At 34.3% G+C, this 15,462-nt stretch carries 14 protein-coding genes; 9 read left to right on the forward strand and 5 right to left on the reverse strand.

From position 1 onward, the window contains the following. Window positions 1-79: 79 nt before the first annotated feature. The 4 genes from IPM51_13140 (at window position 80) to IPM51_13155 (ending at window position 4,554) form a co-directional block, all read left to right on the forward strand. Window positions 80-811, forward strand: a complete 732-nt coding sequence (locus IPM51_13140) for a T9SS type A sorting domain-containing protein (protein ID MBK9285239.1) — start codon at window positions 80-82, stop codon at window positions 809-811. 24 nt (window positions 812-835) lie between these two features. Further along, window positions 836-2,725 carry a choice-of-anchor J domain-containing protein gene (locus IPM51_13145; GenBank protein MBK9285240.1) on the forward strand — a complete coding sequence of 630 codons (1,890 nt, stop codon included), beginning with the start codon at window positions 836-838 and terminating at the stop codon, window positions 2,723-2,725. Between the two features lie 121 nt (window positions 2,726-2,846). Beyond that, entirely contained in the window at window positions 2,847-3,860 is a 1,014-nt protein-coding gene (locus IPM51_13150) for a CBS domain-containing protein (GenBank protein ID MBK9285241.1), read from the forward strand. 1 nt (window position 3,861) lies between these two features. Further along, the gene (locus IPM51_13155) at window positions 3,862-4,554 is read left to right on the forward strand and encodes a phosphatase (protein ID MBK9285242.1); all 693 of its coding nucleotides are present in this window, start codon (window positions 3,862-3,864) and stop codon (window positions 4,552-4,554) included. Here the strand turns inward: IPM51_13155 and IPM51_13160 are convergent. Continuing rightward, window positions 4,546-6,384 carry an ABC transporter ATP-binding protein gene (locus IPM51_13160; protein MBK9285243.1) on the reverse strand — a complete coding sequence of 613 codons (1,839 nt, stop codon included), beginning with the start codon at window positions 6,382-6,384 and terminating at the stop codon, window positions 4,546-4,548. The genes IPM51_13155 and IPM51_13160 overlap by 9 nt on opposite strands. Window positions 6,385-6,541: 157 nt before the next feature. On the opposite strand from IPM51_13160, the gene rpmH reads away from it, so the two are divergent. The 3 genes from rpmH (at window position 6,542) to IPM51_13175 (ending at window position 7,737) form a co-directional block, all read left to right on the forward strand. Then, window positions 6,542-6,697, forward strand: coding sequence for a 50S ribosomal protein L34 (rpmH, locus tag IPM51_13165; GenBank protein ID MBK9285244.1), 156 nt, complete (start codon window positions 6,542-6,544; stop codon window positions 6,695-6,697). A gap of 105 nt (window positions 6,698-6,802) precedes the next feature. After that, window positions 6,803-7,126, forward strand: a complete 324-nt coding sequence (locus IPM51_13170; GenBank protein ID MBK9285245.1) for a carboxypeptidase-like regulatory domain-containing protein — start codon at window positions 6,803-6,805, stop codon at window positions 7,124-7,126. Between the two features lie 152 nt (window positions 7,127-7,278). Next, window positions 7,279-7,737 carry a toxin-antitoxin system YwqK family antitoxin gene (locus tag IPM51_13175; protein ID MBK9285246.1) on the forward strand — a complete coding sequence of 153 codons (459 nt, stop codon included), beginning with the start codon at window positions 7,279-7,281 and terminating at the stop codon, window positions 7,735-7,737. Window positions 7,738-7,793: 56 nt separating this feature from the next. Here IPM51_13175 and rpmF read toward each other — a convergent pair whose 3' ends face one another. The 4 genes from rpmF to IPM51_13195 form a co-directional block, all read right to left on the reverse strand. Further along, complete coding sequence (gene rpmF / locus IPM51_13180; protein MBK9285247.1) at window positions 7,794-7,982, reverse strand: 50S ribosomal protein L32; 189 nt, start codon at window positions 7,980-7,982, stop codon at window positions 7,794-7,796. Window positions 7,983-7,998: 16 nt separating this feature from the next. Further along, window positions 7,999-8,523 (reverse strand): DUF177 domain-containing protein, encoded by a 525-nt coding sequence (locus IPM51_13185; GenBank protein MBK9285248.1) that lies wholly within the window; start codon window positions 8,521-8,523, stop codon window positions 7,999-8,001. A 159-nt stretch (window positions 8,524-8,682) separates the two neighbouring features. Further along, window positions 8,683-9,900 (reverse strand): TCR/Tet family MFS transporter, encoded by a 1,218-nt coding sequence (locus IPM51_13190; protein MBK9285249.1) that lies wholly within the window; start codon window positions 9,898-9,900, stop codon window positions 8,683-8,685. 36 nt (window positions 9,901-9,936) lie between these two features. Further along, entirely contained in the window at window positions 9,937-10,620 is a 684-nt protein-coding gene (locus IPM51_13195; GenBank protein MBK9285250.1) for a response regulator transcription factor, read from the reverse strand. Between the two features lie 161 nt (window positions 10,621-10,781). Here IPM51_13195 and IPM51_13200 point away from each other — a divergent pair, with 161 nt between their 5' ends. Further along, window positions 10,782-13,676, forward strand: coding sequence for a carboxypeptidase-like regulatory domain-containing protein (locus tag IPM51_13200; GenBank protein ID MBK9285251.1), 2,895 nt, complete (start codon window positions 10,782-10,784; stop codon window positions 13,674-13,676). Window positions 13,677-13,803: 127 nt separating this feature from the next. Then, window positions 13,804-15,444: a T9SS type A sorting domain-containing protein gene (locus tag IPM51_13205; protein ID MBK9285252.1), complete on the forward strand. Its 1,641-nt coding sequence runs from the start codon at window positions 13,804-13,806 to the stop codon at window positions 15,442-15,444. Window positions 15,445-15,462: the final 18 nt, after the last annotated feature.

The following is a 15,462-nucleotide window of genomic DNA, read 5'->3' on the forward strand; positions in this document are numbered from 1 at the left end:
GGAAAATCAATTCAGTTTAACAATTATCCAAATAATATTATTCTTAAATTCAATATATTTGATAATCTAAATCCATTTTATGAAACATTTCTATTCATTAATTTTTTTAACTGTGTCTTGTCGCTTATTTGCTCAAATTCCTATTGAAGTTCGCGATATTGATAATGCTAACGCGCTGGTTTCAAATAATCAGATTTTTCAAAAAACAACCACTGCCGGTGGTACAGATTTTTCTTTTCACTTTGAAATAAAAAACACAAGCGCAAATACAATCACGGTTAGTGTTCGTAAATATGAGGATTTAATGAATACTGTTACTGTAAATGATAAAGCAGAGGCCTATTTCTGTTTCAACACGTATTGTTACATTCCTAGTATAATTACTGCAACTACTCAAATGACCAGTGGTAGTACATTTACTTTTCTTCCGAAATTAGACGAAGCTTCTGTTGTTGGAGAGTCTAAAGTAAGATACCGCATTTCTGCAGAAGGAAATGATTTTTATGTTGATTTAAGATACAATGCCCCGGTTGGCATTAATGAAGTAAATAAAAATATAAATTCTTTGCTTGTTTACCCTAGTCCGGCTTCTGAAGTGTTGTCAATAAATTTGCAAAACAAGGAAATTAAAAAAACCACACTCTCTCTTTACAATTCTTTAGGGGCATTGATAATCTCTGAAATCAGAACAACTACGTCAGGAAATAATTCATTCGATTTTAATGTATCTGATTTAAATTCGGGTATTTATTTTTTACAAATTAAACAAGGTGAAGAAAAAATGACTAAAAAAATAATAATCTCCAATTAACTTTTAATTAAAAACAATAAAAACATGAAAAAACAATTATTAGCAATCGCATTAATTGGTTCAGGATTGATGAATGCTCAGGTATTCACTCAAAATTTCGAATCGCCAACACCGCCAGCATTGCCTGCCGGATGGATGCAAAACAATGTTGATGGGTTTACTGTGCATTCATCATTAAACGCATTAAATTTTGGTTCTAATGCCTGGGTAACGTATAATCTGCAAGATGGAATCTATAATAAAGTTGGTGTTAGCACTTCCTATTATACTTCACCAAATACTGCCAATGATTGGTTGATAACACCAAATTTTACTGTTCCAACTAACACTTATCTAGAATGGGATGCAGTTGTTGGCAATTCTAGTTTTCCAGACGGATATCAAGTTCTTCTTTCAAATACAGGCACTTTAGTGGCCAATTTCACAAACACACTTTTTACAATTGCTGCTGAAAATTCAAGCTGGACACATAGAGTTGTTGACTTAAGCGCTTTTGCAGGACAGAGTGTACATGTAGCTTATAGAAATAACTCGAATGACATGGTTGTTTTATTTCTTGACAATGTGAAGGTAATTGTTCCACCCAGCTCTGATGGGTCAGTTATTGGAATAAATAATCTTACTCGTTATATGTCAGGCGCTGGTACACAAACTATAAGTGGTACGTTTAAAAATTTGGGCGCAATTACGGCAACAAATGCTGTATTAAATTACAAGGTAAATAATGGAGCAGTTGTTACACAAACGATGACCTTTGCGCCAACTTTGACTTATAATGCAAATAGCGCATACACCTTTAGTACACCTGCCAATATACCTTTGGGAGCAAATAAAGTGAAAGTTTGGGTTACTTCAGTGAATGGTACAGCTGAAACCAATTTGGTTAATGATACAACTTCTGCAACCATTTATGTTGCTTCACAAACAACATTAAGAAATGCATTAATTGAAGAATTTACTTCCTCTACCTGTGGGCCTTGCGCTTCATTAAATCAAACTTTTGACCCGTTATTGAATAGTAATAATCCAAATACAGGTGGTCGTGTTAATTTGATAAAAAATCAGGTGAATTGGCCGAGTCCGGGTAACGATCCAAGCTATAATTCGCATTCAGCAGCTCGTGTAACTTTTTATGATATTACCGGTGCTCCAACAGCAATTACTAACGGTATAACAGAAATGAATAATCATAATCAGGCTGAAATTGATGTGGCTAAAAACGCACCTGCTTTTGCAAATATTACTGCCTCTTTAAGTTTATCCGGCGGTGTATTATCAGGCAGTGCAGATATTACTCCTTTCGTTGGAATTCCTTCTGCATCACCGTTAAGGATTCATCAGGTCATTTTACAAGACTTCTATAACTACCCTGGCGCATCAACTTCGCAAAAAAATTATTATCACATAATGCGTAAGATGTTGCCGGATGCAAACGGTACAGCTTTCACGCCTGTTGACGGAACCGTTCAGACTGTTAATTTCACTCACAATGTGACATCAGCAGCTACTCCAGCACAGGGTTCTTTTGATTTCTGGAGTGGTACATTTATTAAATATGAATATGTTGTATTTGTACAGGATCAAATCAGTAATGATGTTTTACAATCCGGTTCTGCATTCTATCAAACTCCAAATGGTATTGTAACATTTGAGAAAGACAATAAAATTGGTGTTTATCCTAATCCGGCTAAAGATTATGCCTTAGTTGGTATTTTATTAGATGCGCCTTCATCAGTTGATATTACTATCATGGATATCACCGGAAAAGTAGTGTATAACAACAAAGGGGCCCAAGTTGATATGGGTTCAAGTGAAATTAAAATTAATACCAGTGAATTTGCTTCGGGAACATATAACATTCTGGTAAATACTAAAGAAGGTTTACTAAAAGAAAAATTGGTTATTGTTAAATAGTATCCTTTCTGATTTTTTAAAAAGGTCGCCCAAAAGGCGGCCTTTTTTGTTTAATATATTGTATATCAAGCTAAAGCTAAATTTCAATTTTTTTCGTTTCTTTACGTCATTATTTTAAACTATGGAATTATACTTAGACTCAGCTAACCTCAAAGAAATTGAAGAGGGTTTTAAACTTGGTTTTTTAAACGGCCTTACCACCACACCAACCTTTATGCAAAAGGAAGGAATTACAGATATTGACGGAACTATTGTGAAATTGAGCAAAATTGTTCCGGTTCTTCAAATTGAAGCTTTAGGCAATTCCGCTGAAGAAATTTTAGCGGAAGCAGAAAGACAGATTAAATTGGGACTTGATATTAAAAAAACGGTATTTAAAATTCCGGTTTCATTAGAAGGCGTGCGCGCTTGTAAATTACTAAGAAGCAAAGGCTATTTAGTGAATGTGCATTTGGTTTATACTTTACAACAAGCTTATATGGCCATGCAGGCCGGTGCAACTTATGTTTGTCCACTGGTTGGTCGTTTACAAGACCAAGGGCATGATGCATTAGCGTTAGTTGAACAATGTGTGGATGCTGTAGACCGTTATGGATATGATACTAAAATTATGTTTTCTTCGGTAAGAACAGCCGAGCACGTAAGAAATGCCATTAATATTGGTGTACATACAATTACTGTTCCATTAAAAATATTAAAACAATTAACCGAAAACAATTTTACTACGGTTGGTACAGATCAATTTATTATGGATACCCGCTTAATGATGGTTAAAGTGAAAGAAGCCATTAATGGTGTTAATCCTATCGTACAAGAGGATACCAGTTTAACCGATGCCATTATAAAAATGACAGAGTTTAACTTTGGAGCAATTACGGTTGTAAAAAAAGATGGGACTATTAAAGGTGTATTCACCGACGGTTCATTACGCAAATTATTAATGGATAAAGGGCGCGACATACTTAACAAAAAATTAAGTGATTTAGAATATCGTGACCCCATTTCAATTGACGGAGATGTGCTTTTGAATGAAGCTAACAGTTTATTTAAAAAAACCAATGTGGATACCATTGTAGTTACTCACCAAGGTAAACCGGTAGGAATGCTGGATATACAAGACATGAAAGGAATGTAATATGTCGGTTAAATTACGTGATTTTAAAGGGGAATTTGTGATTGACAAATCGCAACTCAAAAAAAAATCGCAAAAAATTAAGGCCTTACTTTTTGATTGGGACGGCGTTTTTAATAATGGCGAAAAACAAAGTGATGCAGGAAGTAATTTTAGTGAAGTGGATAGTATGGGCACCAATTTATTACGTTTCTCTTTTTTCCTCACTTCAGGTAAAGTTCCACTATCAGCAATTATTAGCGGAGAAAAAAACAACATGGCCGCCTTTTTTACTAAACGCGAAAATTTTAATTACTCGTTTTCAAAAATTTCACATAAAATAAAAGCTCTTGAATTTATTTGCGAAAAAGAAGGAATTAAACCCGAAGAAGTAGCCTACTTTTTTGATGATGTACTGGATTTGTCCATTGCATCCGTTTGTGGTGTAAGAATATTGATTGATCAGAAAGCCAATCCGTTGTTTTTTAATTATTGTATTAAAAATAATTTAGCAGATTATGTCACTCACTTTCCCGGTGGGCAACACGCCATAAGAGAAGGATGTGAACTTTTGATGGAGATGAATGAGAATTTTAATGAAGTAATTAATCTTCGAAAAGACTATAAAGAAGTGTATGCCAAGTTTATTGCAGAAAGAAAAAAAACGGAAGTAGTATACTACACTTCAGAAAATCACAACATTGTGCCTTTAGCTTAACTCAAATTGCATTTTGCTAAGCTTGTGATAAAATCCATCTTCATTTTTTATTAATTCTTGATGTTTACCTGATTCCTGTACAGTACCTTTTTGTAAAACAACAATTTTATCTGCGTTTCTGATTGTGGCTAAGCGGTGGGCAATAACCACGCTTGTTCTTCCCACCATTAATTTATCTAATGCTTCTTGCACCAAGTGTTCGCTTTCGCTATCTAAGCTGCTGGTGGCCTCATCTAAAATTAATATTCTTGGATTTTTTAATACTGCTCTTGCAATGGCAATTCGTTGTCTTTGGCCTCCTGATAGCTGGATTCCCCTTTCTCCAACCAATGTATTAAATTTATCCGGGAAAGATTGAATAAAATCAAATGCATTTGCCTTACGTGCCGCATCTTCCACCTCTTCTTGCGTTGCATTTGGTTTCCCGTATAAAATATTATCTTTAATAGTGCCGGCAAACAACATCACATCTTGCGGTACAATTGCAATTTGTTTTCTTAATTCTGTTAATTCAATTTCTTTACTGTTTTTGCCGTCAATTAAAATTTCACCAATTTGCGGATCATAAAATCGTAAAATTAAACTTGCAATAGTACTTTTACCTGAACCACTGCTTCCAACCAATGCAACAGTTTCGCCTCCTGAAGCCGTAAATGAAATAGATTTTAGCACATCAAAATCCGGACGAGTTGGATAATTGAATGAAACATTTTTAAATTCAATTTCTCCTTTTGTGTTGGATGCCTTTGTATCTACATCGGTTAAATTAATTTCCTCTATTTGTCCATCAATTAATTCAAATACCCGGTCTGTTGCACCAAGGGCTCTTTGTATAGAAGCAATTTGTTCGGGTAATCCTCCTAAAGAACCCGCAACAAATAAAGCCAACATCAAAAACTGACCGAATTGTTCAGAAGTTAATTCACCTTTCATCACCATTTCAACCATCACGTAAAGAATAAAAAATACGGTTCCAAAAACAAAAGTAACCACAAATGCAAAAAAAGTTCCTCTGAAAACACCGTAACGAAAACCAAAATTTTTAATATCCTTGGTTTTCTCATTGTACCTTTTTATTTCATGCGCTTCGCTTGTAAATGTTTTTACATTCACAATGCCGGATAATACTTCACCAACAATTACACTAGCTTCGCCAATTTTTTCCTGAAAGTTTTTTGAGTAGGTTCTGATTTTTTTAGCGAATAAAATAGAAATGATGGTGAGCGGAGGAATTATAAAAACAAACCATTTGGCAATTTCCCATTTCGTCAATAAAATCATTAATATAAGTCCGCCTGTACCAACAATCGTTTGTCGAATTAGTTCAGCAATGTTAATGGTAAAGGCTTCAGAAATTACATTAATATCGGTAGCTATGCGGCTATTTAATTCCGAGACCTGGTTCTTCGAGAAAAAATGCATGGGCATTTGTATTAATCTTTTGAAAGAATCATTTCTTAACCCTTGCAATATGTTTTCGGTAACTAAAGTAAAAAAGTAAACCCGACCAAAGGAGAACACGCCCTGAACAACCAGGATTATTAATAGTGTAATTCCCAATTCAAATAATTTTTCTTTATTCTCTGCCAAATGATCGGGATTGCTATCAAAAAATCCAAATAAGGAGCCGGCTTTAACCGGGAATAATAAGCCAACCGATGCAGTACCTATTAAAAAGAGCATTCCAGCAAAAAACTTCCATTTTTGCCTTTTCAGGTAAGAAAACAGCCGTAAAGACTGTTTTAGGTTAGCCATGCTTATTTTTGCTTTAGGAAGGTCTTCATCCCCGGAATGTGCCGGTCCCCCTCCTCTGCGGCCTCTTTTTGCCATATGGGGCACAAAAATACCGCAATATTTAGAGTTCTTGTCATTCTATTGTAATACCGGCTTTTTTTTAAGTTTTTTTAGTTCAAATTTTGCTTAATTCTAAATAGAACGTATATTTGCAGTCCTTTTTAAAAAATTAATAAATTAAATTGTTATAGCCATGAAACGCACATTTCAACCTTCACAGCGAAAGAGAAAAAATAAACACGGATTTAGAAAGCGTATGGCTTCTGCTAATGGAAGAAGAGTATTAGCCGCTCGCCGCAAAAGAGGCCGCGCAAAATTAACTGTAAGTAGCGAAAGCACCCACAAATAAGTTAAACCCTCCGAAACTCGGGGGGTTTTTTATTTCCTTAGATCTTTAACAATTTCATAATATTCAGATAAACTAAACTACATAATCATGTAGCAAATTTGTGACATGAAATTTACAGTTATTATTACCTTCCTTTTACTGTTGTCTTTACAGGGTTTCTCCTATGAAAACAACAAGGGCAATAATAAAAACAATAAAAGCTTTTGCGGCAAAATAATTGATACAAACGGACAAGAAATTTCAGGTGCCACTATTCGTATTGTTGAATTAGATCAAACCTATTTCAGTAATTTAGAAGGGCAATACACTTTTGCTTTGCAAAATAATAAAGAGTATACCTTAAGTATTGAAGTGTTAGGTTATCTGCCCAAGCAGATTAAGTCGACCGAACTTCATTTATTTTCCGACATCCAACTTTCATCACTTTAACAGTTTTGTAATCAAACACTTACGTAAATTTATTGTTTTTGTAAGTAAATTAATTGTTATCATTTGATTTCCTTAACATTAAGAGGAAAATTCTGTCTTAATTTTGTATTAGCAAACGGTTGCAAATCTAAACTACCGTTTAGTTTTTTAAGATGAAAGCAGTATTATTAATAATGGGATTTTTAAGCTTTATAAGCCTTAATGCCCAGCAACTTAACCAAGAAGGTTTATTTGTTAATACCGATGGCACCTTATATACCGGAGTATTTGCTTCAAATGAAAAAGGTGTTCGTTTTGAAATGAATATTAAGGAAGGAAAAAAAGATGGAACGGCAACTTATTATTTTGCTTCAGGGAAAGTTTTGGAATCCGGGGAGTATAAAAATGGATTAAAAGAAAATAAATGGACTCGTTATAATGAAAGTGGAATTGTTTCAGCTATTGGATTTTATAGTGCCGGAAAAAAACATGGCAATTGGTTGGTGTTTGATGAACATGGAAATAAAAGATTTGAAATGAATTATTTGAATGGAGAAAAAACCGGAGAATGGATCAATTGGGATGAGTCAGGCGCAATCGTATCTACTAAAAACTTTGGCTCGGTAAATTAACTCTTACGCTTATTAAAATAAAAAAAGCAGATTTAAATAATCTGCTTTTATTTTTTCTAGGCATTTGCTTTTTCCATTACTACTTTTCCTTTGTAATAAAGTTTTCCTTCGAACCAATGCGCGCGGTGCATTAAATGCGCTTCGCCGGTTGTACTATCTGTAGATATGGTCATGCTTGGTGCCTTATACGTTGCGCGACGAGAATCTCTACGTGCACGTGACATTTTTCGTTTTGGATTTGGCATGGCTTTTTGTTTTTATTTAATTTTTATTCTTTAATTTATTTAATTGTTCCCACAAGGGGTTTTGTTCTGTTTTTTCATTTCCCGGAAAATAACTCTCTAACTTTTTCAATGTTGCTTTATCGCATTTGAAAATTTTTTCGTCTATCTCACAAGGTACTTTCCTTGCAGGTAAAGCAAGTAAAGCATATTCATACAAGTATTGTGAAATGTCAAATTCCGTTTCTCCCTCATTAATAACTAAAATTTCGTCATTACTCTCTTCGGGATTTCCGAATTTAATCACCAAACTTTCGTTTGCTTCTACAGGTAAATCAAAAGATTTTAAACAACGGTCGCAATCAACTCCTATCGTTCCCTCTATATTAAATTCAGCTTTTAGCGTATTGTTTTGTTTGATCAAAAGCATTTTTACCTTTAAATCTGCTTTTTCAATTTCACTATACTCAAAATTTTGAAAGAACTTATCCTTAACTTCAAATTCAAATTCGTGGTTTCCAACCGGTAATCCGCCAAACGCTATTTTGTATTGACTCTTCCCCATCCAACAAATTTTCTCCTTTAAAAAAGGACTGCAAATATACTATTTTATTCAAAACCTACAATGTGTTAATTCCTTATTATTAGCAGGAAAAAACAAAATGAATTTAATTTTTTTGTTAAAATAGACTCAAAAAAAAGATTTATTTGTTAAATTATATGATTAATTAGCGCTTTTTCGCCGTAATCCTACAAAAAGTATAAATCCCGCTATGATACACAATATACTGCTAAGTAAAAACGATGCTCCGGGAAAATAAATAGGTGCTTGATTATTCGAAAAGAAATAAAACAAATTAGTCATGATGAGTGGACTAATAATAGCGGCAATACTCATCAATGCCGTAAATACTCCTTGAATCTCTCCTTGTTCATTAGCCGGAACACGATTTGAAATTATTCCCTGCAATGAAGGACCTGTTAATCCGCCTAAACAATAAGGAACTAGAGCAACATATAATATCCAACTTGAATTGGCGAAAGAAAAAACGATAAGACCTATAGTATAAAATATTAATCCGATAAAAATAGACTTTACTTGTCCGAATTTTGGAATGGCCCATCTGATTAAACCGCCTTGCACAATAGAAATGAGTACACCTACAAAAGCTAAAGAATAGCCAATTTCAGCTTCTGACCAATCAAACTTTTTAATGGTATAATATCCCCAAATCGTTTCAATAGTTTTTCCGGCAATTAAAAGAATTAATAGACCCAGCACCAATAATATTATTTCAGGATACCTTTTTAAATTTACAAATGTGCCCAAAGGGTTAGCTCTTTTAATATCAAATTTTCTTCGGTTTTCTTTACTTAAGGATTCAGGAACAAAAAATAATCCATATAAAAAATTCAAAAGTGATAAAACACCGGCAGCCATAAACGGGGCTCGCACATCAATTTTACTAAACAAAGCACCTATCAATGGGCCTAAAATAAACCCTATGCCGAATGCGGCTCCAATTAACCCGAAATTTTGAGATCGTTTATCCGGCGGACTAACATCTGCAATATACGCGCCAGCAGTGGTAAAACTTGCTCCGCAAATTCCGGCTATTATTCTGCCAATAATCAACCAACTAATATTAGGAGCAAATGCCAATAAAAAATAATCTAATCCTAATCCCAATAAAGAGATTAAAAGTATAGGTCTTCTTCCGTACCTGTCACTTAAACCACCAAGAACAGGAGAACAAATAAATTGCATGATGGCATATAAAAACATCAGCAAACCGCCAATGGTACTGGCCTCACTTATATCCGCGCCACTTAACTTTTCAACCAATTTGGGAATAACCGGAATAATAATGCCAAAACCGGTACAATCAATTAAAATTGTTGCAAAAATAAATCCTAATGAAGCTTTTGAAGTGTTCAGCATCAGTTTACAAAGATGCTGTTTTTTTAGAATTAAAAATTAAAATTCGAATTTATATCCTACACCTTTTACGGTTTTGAAATAATCTTCGCCAATTTTCTCTCTCAATTTACGAACATGCACATCAATGGTGCGATCGCCCACCACAACATCTTCACCCCAAACCTTTTCCAAAATATATTCTCTTGTAAACACCTTCCCGGGTTTACTACTTAATAATTCAAATAAACGAAACTCCTTTTTAGGTAAGTTTATTTCTTCCTTTCCTTTATATACTAGATGTTTTTCTTTATCAATACGGATTTCGCCAAATTCTAATTTAGCTTCTTTGGGTTCTGAGCTTTGTAGGCGACGCAATAGTGCTTTAACTCTACTAATAAAAACACGAGGCTTTATAGGTTTAGTAATATAATCATCGGCTCCAACTTCAAATCCCGCTATTTGTGTGTAATCCTCGCTTCTGGCTGTAAGAAATGCAATGAGCACATCCTTCAAACCTTTTTGTTCTCTGATTTCTCTACAAGTTTCAATGCCATCTAAATCCGGCATCATCACATCGAGAATAATTAAATGCGGAATTTCTGATGCGGCAATTTTAATGGCGTCTTTACCATTTCCCGCAGTTAAAATCTGGTAACCTTCCTTTTTAAGATTATAACTTAAAAATTCGATAATGTCCTGTTCGTCATCAACCAGTAAAATTTTATATTGTGAATTATCCATTCGGTAAATACTGCGCTAAATGTAAAAATGAATTGTCAGTTCAAAGTTAAGTAAATATTAAATAATGACGAATTATCCTTTAATTACATAAAACTTTGGTAACATGAAATTTATATACCAGTAATCTTACATGCTTTATTTTGTCACTTATAATAATGCCAATGAAACGTTACTTATTTTTTCTTTTTACTTTTTTCACACAATATTTACTCTTTTCTCAAAACGGTTCACTTAAAGGTATAATCGTAGATTCAAAAACAGGTGAAACTTTACCCGGCGCAACCGCTTTTATTGAAGGAACAAATAATGCAGCAATGGCTGACTTTGACGGAAATTTCACCATTTCTAATATTAAACCAGGCAAAGTAACGTTAGTTGTAAATTATATTTCATACACCACAAAAAAAATAACAGATATTGTTATTAAACCTAACGATGTAAATAATATAAATGTTCAATTAGATCCTTCCGGCTCCGGTGAACTTGCCGAAGTAGAAGTGGTAGTTACACTCATTAAAGAAAATAATACTGCTTTAGTTCTTCAGCAAAAAAATAATGCCAGTGTGAGCGATGGAATAAGTGCCGAAACCATTAAAAAAACACCGGATAGAAATACCAGCGATGTATTAAAACGCGTAAGCGGAGCTAGTATTCAGGAAAATAAATTTGCCATTATTCGCGGTTTAAATGATAGATATAATGCAGCTTATATTAACGGAGCACCTTTGCCAAGTTCTGAAAGTGACAGAAAAGCATTTGCCTTTGATATTTTTCCTGCAGAAATGTTGGATAATTTGGTTATTCTAAAAACGGCAACACCCGAAACTCCCGGCGAATTTGCAGGCGGGGTAATTAATATCACCACCAAAAGTATTCCTGAAAAAAACTTTCAAAATATTTCTGTCAGCGGCGGATATCAAACACTAACTACTTTTAAACCATTTAAAACATACGAAGGTGGTAAGTATGATTGGCTGGGCTTTGATGATGGAACCAGAGATTTACCAAAAGATATTAAAGACCAAAAAGAATATGAAACACTAACTTCTGATGGAAAAGCTGAACAAGCTAAATTAATGACTCCAAGTTGGGCCATTAAAACAAAAAATGCCTTACCCCGATTAACCTTGCAATATTCCATAGGACGAGTATTTAAAATATTTAAAAGAGATTTTGGATTTGTTTTTGCGTACAGTTACCGAAATAACAACAACACTTTTCAAAATATACGAAGAGAATTTGAAGAACAAGGAACCGCCGGGGCGGATGTATTGAAGAAAGTTGAATTAACGGATACCGTGTATTCGCAAACTATACTCAATAGCGCTTTGATGAATTTTGCATACAAGTTTAACGAAAATCATAAGCTTGGATTTAAAAATTTATATAGCATTAATTCGGACGATAGAGTAAATATTCGAAAAGGCGGGAGAGATCTTGATTTTCTATTGAACAACTCGGGCGATCCAATTTGGGAAAAAGCAACCAATTATTGGTTTTCACAAAATATCATGTTAAGTAGTCAGATGGAAGGCACTCATTATTTCCCAAAAAATAAAATAAAACTTAATTACATTGGTGGTTATAATGAAATTAAAAGATCCATTCCGAACATGAGAAGACTCATGTATCAAAAAATTGCCCGAGAAGAAAGTGATACATCAGTAAAATATTTTGCGGTAGTACAAAACAACGGCACCATTCCATCTGCAGCCGGAAATATGTTTTGGGCATACACCAATGAAAAAATATACAGTGGTAAGTACGACGTCTCTATACCGCTTGATTTCAAAAATATTAAAACCGAATTTAAGTTAGGCGGAATGCATCAGTACAGAGATCGGGAATTTACAGTTCGAAACATGGGATTTTCCAGATACAGAAAAACAACAACACCTAAGGCTTCTTTTGATTCTTACCTGCTTTTATCACACCCCGATACTTTGTTTGCGCCAAATCACTTGGGATTAATGGAAAACGGAAAGGGTGGATTTAAGTTAGATGAAGCTACTAAAGTAAGTGATAGTTATACAGCCTCATCTCTTTTGCATGCCGGCTTCGTAATGATTGATACCCGAATTTATGAAAAACTCCGCCTCATAGGTGGCGTAAGAGTTGAATCGTATTTACAATCCTTTAAATATTTTGAATTAGGCACCAACAATTTAATTGCATCAGACACTGTAGTGATTGATCCATTACCATCGATAAATGCCGTTTATTCTTTAACTGATAAAATCAATATTAGAGCGGCCTATTATAAAACTGTTTCTAGACCGGAATTCAGAGAGCTAGCCCCATTTGCATTTTATAATTTCTTATTCGATAATATTCTTTCCGGTAATCCAACTTTAAAAAGAGCTGTAATTAATAATTACGACCTTCGCTTTGAATTTTATCCGGGTGCCGGACAGTTGCTAAGCGTTAGTGGCTTCTATAAGGAATTTGAAAATCCAATTGAATTAGTTAACCGAACCGGAGTATCCGGAGGGAATGAATTATATTATACCAATGTACCCCGTGTTGAAAATTATGGTGCCGAACTCGAATATAGATTTAAATTAGGAACACTACTACACTCCGATTCAAGTGTATTTTTAAATAACACCACATTCTTCACTAATTTAGCCTATATCCAATCCAAGGTTGATGTTAGTCAAATCATTGGATCTATAGGAGATGAGCGTCCGCTACAAGGTCAATCGCCATTTATTTTAAATGGCGGAATTTCCTTTTCACATCCCACTCAAAACTGGTCAACCAGTATATCTTATAATTTTGTGGGACGTAGAATATTTATTGTAGGTAATGTGCAGGAACCGGATGTTTGGGAAAAAGGCCGACATGTTATTGATTTGCAGCTAAGCAAAACGTTTAAAGAAAGACTAACAATTAAACTTAACGTTAGAGATATGTTAGCGCAAAAATTAATTTTCTATCAAAATATTGATAAAGACGGTAAAAAAGATTTAAGCTATAATAAAGAATTTGATAATACCTGGCAAGAAACTACATTCGGTCAATCCTTCTCTTTAGGCGTGTCATTTAAATTCTAAAAATTCTTCAACAAAATTTACATTGGTAATGTTATGTTAACAATAGCATAAACGATTAGTAAGTTTTGCTTAATGATGCCTGTTGCTTCCCGACGTAAATTTGTACCATAATTTTAAAAACAAAAAAATGAAAAAAATTTATTTAACCGGTATAGCAATTTGTGCTACCGCATTAATGAGTGCTCAGGCTTTTTGGACTGGCACAACGTACAAAGGAGCATTTCCTATTACTGATAATACGCCCGCTACAGATTGGACTGATGGATGGTGTAACTGGGATCCTGAAAACACAGCTTATCCTGCAACTACAACTACAGTTTCGGCCGATGTAACTTCAAACACAACTTGGAGCGGTGTGGTTTTATTAGTAAATAAAGTTTTTGTTAAGAACAATGCTGTATTAACAATACAACCCGGAACAATTATCAGAGGTGATAAAACTTCACAAGGAACATTAATTATTACAAAAGGTGCGCAAATTAATGCTGCAGGTACTAAAACAGCACCGATTGTATTTACTTCAAATGAAGCAGTAGGAAATAGAGCTGAAGGCGATTGGGGTGGAGTAATTATTTTAGGAAAGGCCATCAATAACCAACCCGGCGGAATTGCCAATATTGAAGGTTTAACCGTTTCTACTGACACTGAACATGGCGGAAGTGATGATAATGATAACTCAGGTACACTTACTTATTGCCGAATTGAGTTTTCAGGTATTCCTTTACAACCAAACAAAGAAATTAATGGTTTAACTATGGGATCAGTTGGTAAAGCTACTACTATTCGTTATGTACAAGTTTCATTTAATGGTGACGATGCTTTTGAATGGTTTGGTGGAACAGTAGATGCTAAATATTTAGTTTCTTACAGAAACTTAGATGATGATTTTGATACTGATTTTGGTTACAGAGGTCGTATTCAATTTGCAGTTGCTGTTCGTGATCCGGATTTATCGGATGCTGCCGGTGACTCAAACTGTTTCGAATCTGATAACGATGGTACCGGTTCATTTGCACAACCTTTAACTGCTCCTAAATTTTCGAACTTAACTATTATTGGTGCAAAAGGAAGCGGAACAGTTGTTTTACCGGTAGGTGAGAAATTTGAAAAAGCTTTTCGTTTACGTAGAAATACGGCAACATCTTGCTACAATTCATTAATTACCGGTTGGGAAAAAGGTTTATCAATTGAAGCAGCAGAAACTGAAAATAACTTTACAGGAGATACCGCTCGCTTTGAAAGCAATTTATTAGTTGATTTCGCTAACAACACCAATGTAATCTCTGCTCCTTATTCGTTTTATTCATGGTTCTCTGCAAGAAATAACGATTCTACTCAAACTAAAGCGCAGGTTAATTGGGTAAATGCTTTTCCAGCTCTTGGAACTAAGCCTGATTTACGTTTAAATACAGCTTCAACCGCATCAGCTGGTGCTACATTTACTGCACCGGGTGTATTTACAGGTGGTTTTGTGAATTTAGCAAAGTACACCAAAGAGCAATTTACAACTATTACACTTTCTCCTAATCCAAGTAATGGTAATGCTAAATTGTTTATCAACTCAAGCACTAACGAAACAATAAATGTAAATGTTGAAGTATTAGACATTACCGGAAAAATTGTTTTAACTCCGGCTGTTAATCAATCCATTAATTTTGGTTACAACAACATTGATATCAATGCTGAAAGTTTACAAACCGGCATTTATTTTGTTCGTTTGAGCAGCATTAATGGCAACGAAGTTGTTAAACTAATTATTTCTAAATAATATTATTCTTATTCTTTA

Source organism: Sphingobacteriaceae bacterium (assembly GCA_016715905.1).
In the GTDB taxonomy this organism is placed as follows: domain Bacteria; phylum Bacteroidota; class Bacteroidia; order B-17B0; family Aurantibacillaceae; genus Aurantibacillus.

What these genes read in the sequence shown, in the direction of transcription:
- IPM51_13185 (MBK9285248.1), bottom strand. Translation starts at nt 8,523, where the DNA reads ATGGGGAAGAGTCAATACAAAATAGCGTTTGGCGGATTACCGGTTGGA.
- IPM51_13205 (MBK9285252.1), top strand. Translation starts at nt 13,804, where the DNA reads ATGAAAAAAATTTATTTAACCGGTATAGCAATTTGTGCTACCGCATTA.
- rpmH (MBK9285244.1), top strand. Translation starts at nt 6,542, where the DNA reads ATGAAACGCACATTTCAACCTTCACAGCGAAAGAGAAAAAATAAACAC.
- IPM51_13175 (MBK9285246.1), top strand. Translation starts at nt 7,279, where the DNA reads ATGAAAGCAGTATTATTAATAATGGGATTTTTAAGCTTTATAAGCCTT.
- IPM51_13150 (MBK9285241.1), top strand. Translation starts at nt 2,847, where the DNA reads ATGGAATTATACTTAGACTCAGCTAACCTCAAAGAAATTGAAGAGGGT.
- IPM51_13155 (MBK9285242.1), top strand. Translation starts at nt 3,862, where the DNA reads ATGTCGGTTAAATTACGTGATTTTAAAGGGGAATTTGTGATTGACAAA.
- IPM51_13140 (MBK9285239.1), top strand. Translation starts at nt 80, where the DNA reads ATGAAACATTTCTATTCATTAATTTTTTTAACTGTGTCTTGTCGCTTA.
- IPM51_13160 (MBK9285243.1), bottom strand. Translation starts at nt 6,384, where the DNA reads ATGGCAAAAAGAGGCCGCAGAGGAGGGGGACCGGCACATTCCGGGGAT.
- rpmF (MBK9285247.1), bottom strand. Translation starts at nt 7,982, where the DNA reads ATGCCAAATCCAAAACGAAAAATGTCACGTGCACGTAGAGATTCTCGT.
- IPM51_13200 (MBK9285251.1), top strand. Translation starts at nt 10,782, where the DNA reads ATGAAACGTTACTTATTTTTTCTTTTTACTTTTTTCACACAATATTTA.
- IPM51_13195 (MBK9285250.1), bottom strand. Translation starts at nt 10,620, where the DNA reads ATGGATAATTCACAATATAAAATTTTACTGGTTGATGACGAACAGGAC.
- IPM51_13190 (MBK9285249.1), bottom strand. Translation starts at nt 9,900, where the DNA reads ATGCTGAACACTTCAAAAGCTTCATTAGGATTTATTTTTGCAACAATT.
- IPM51_13170 (MBK9285245.1), top strand. Translation starts at nt 6,803, where the DNA reads ATGAAATTTACAGTTATTATTACCTTCCTTTTACTGTTGTCTTTACAG.
- IPM51_13145 (MBK9285240.1), top strand. Translation starts at nt 836, where the DNA reads ATGAAAAAACAATTATTAGCAATCGCATTAATTGGTTCAGGATTGATG.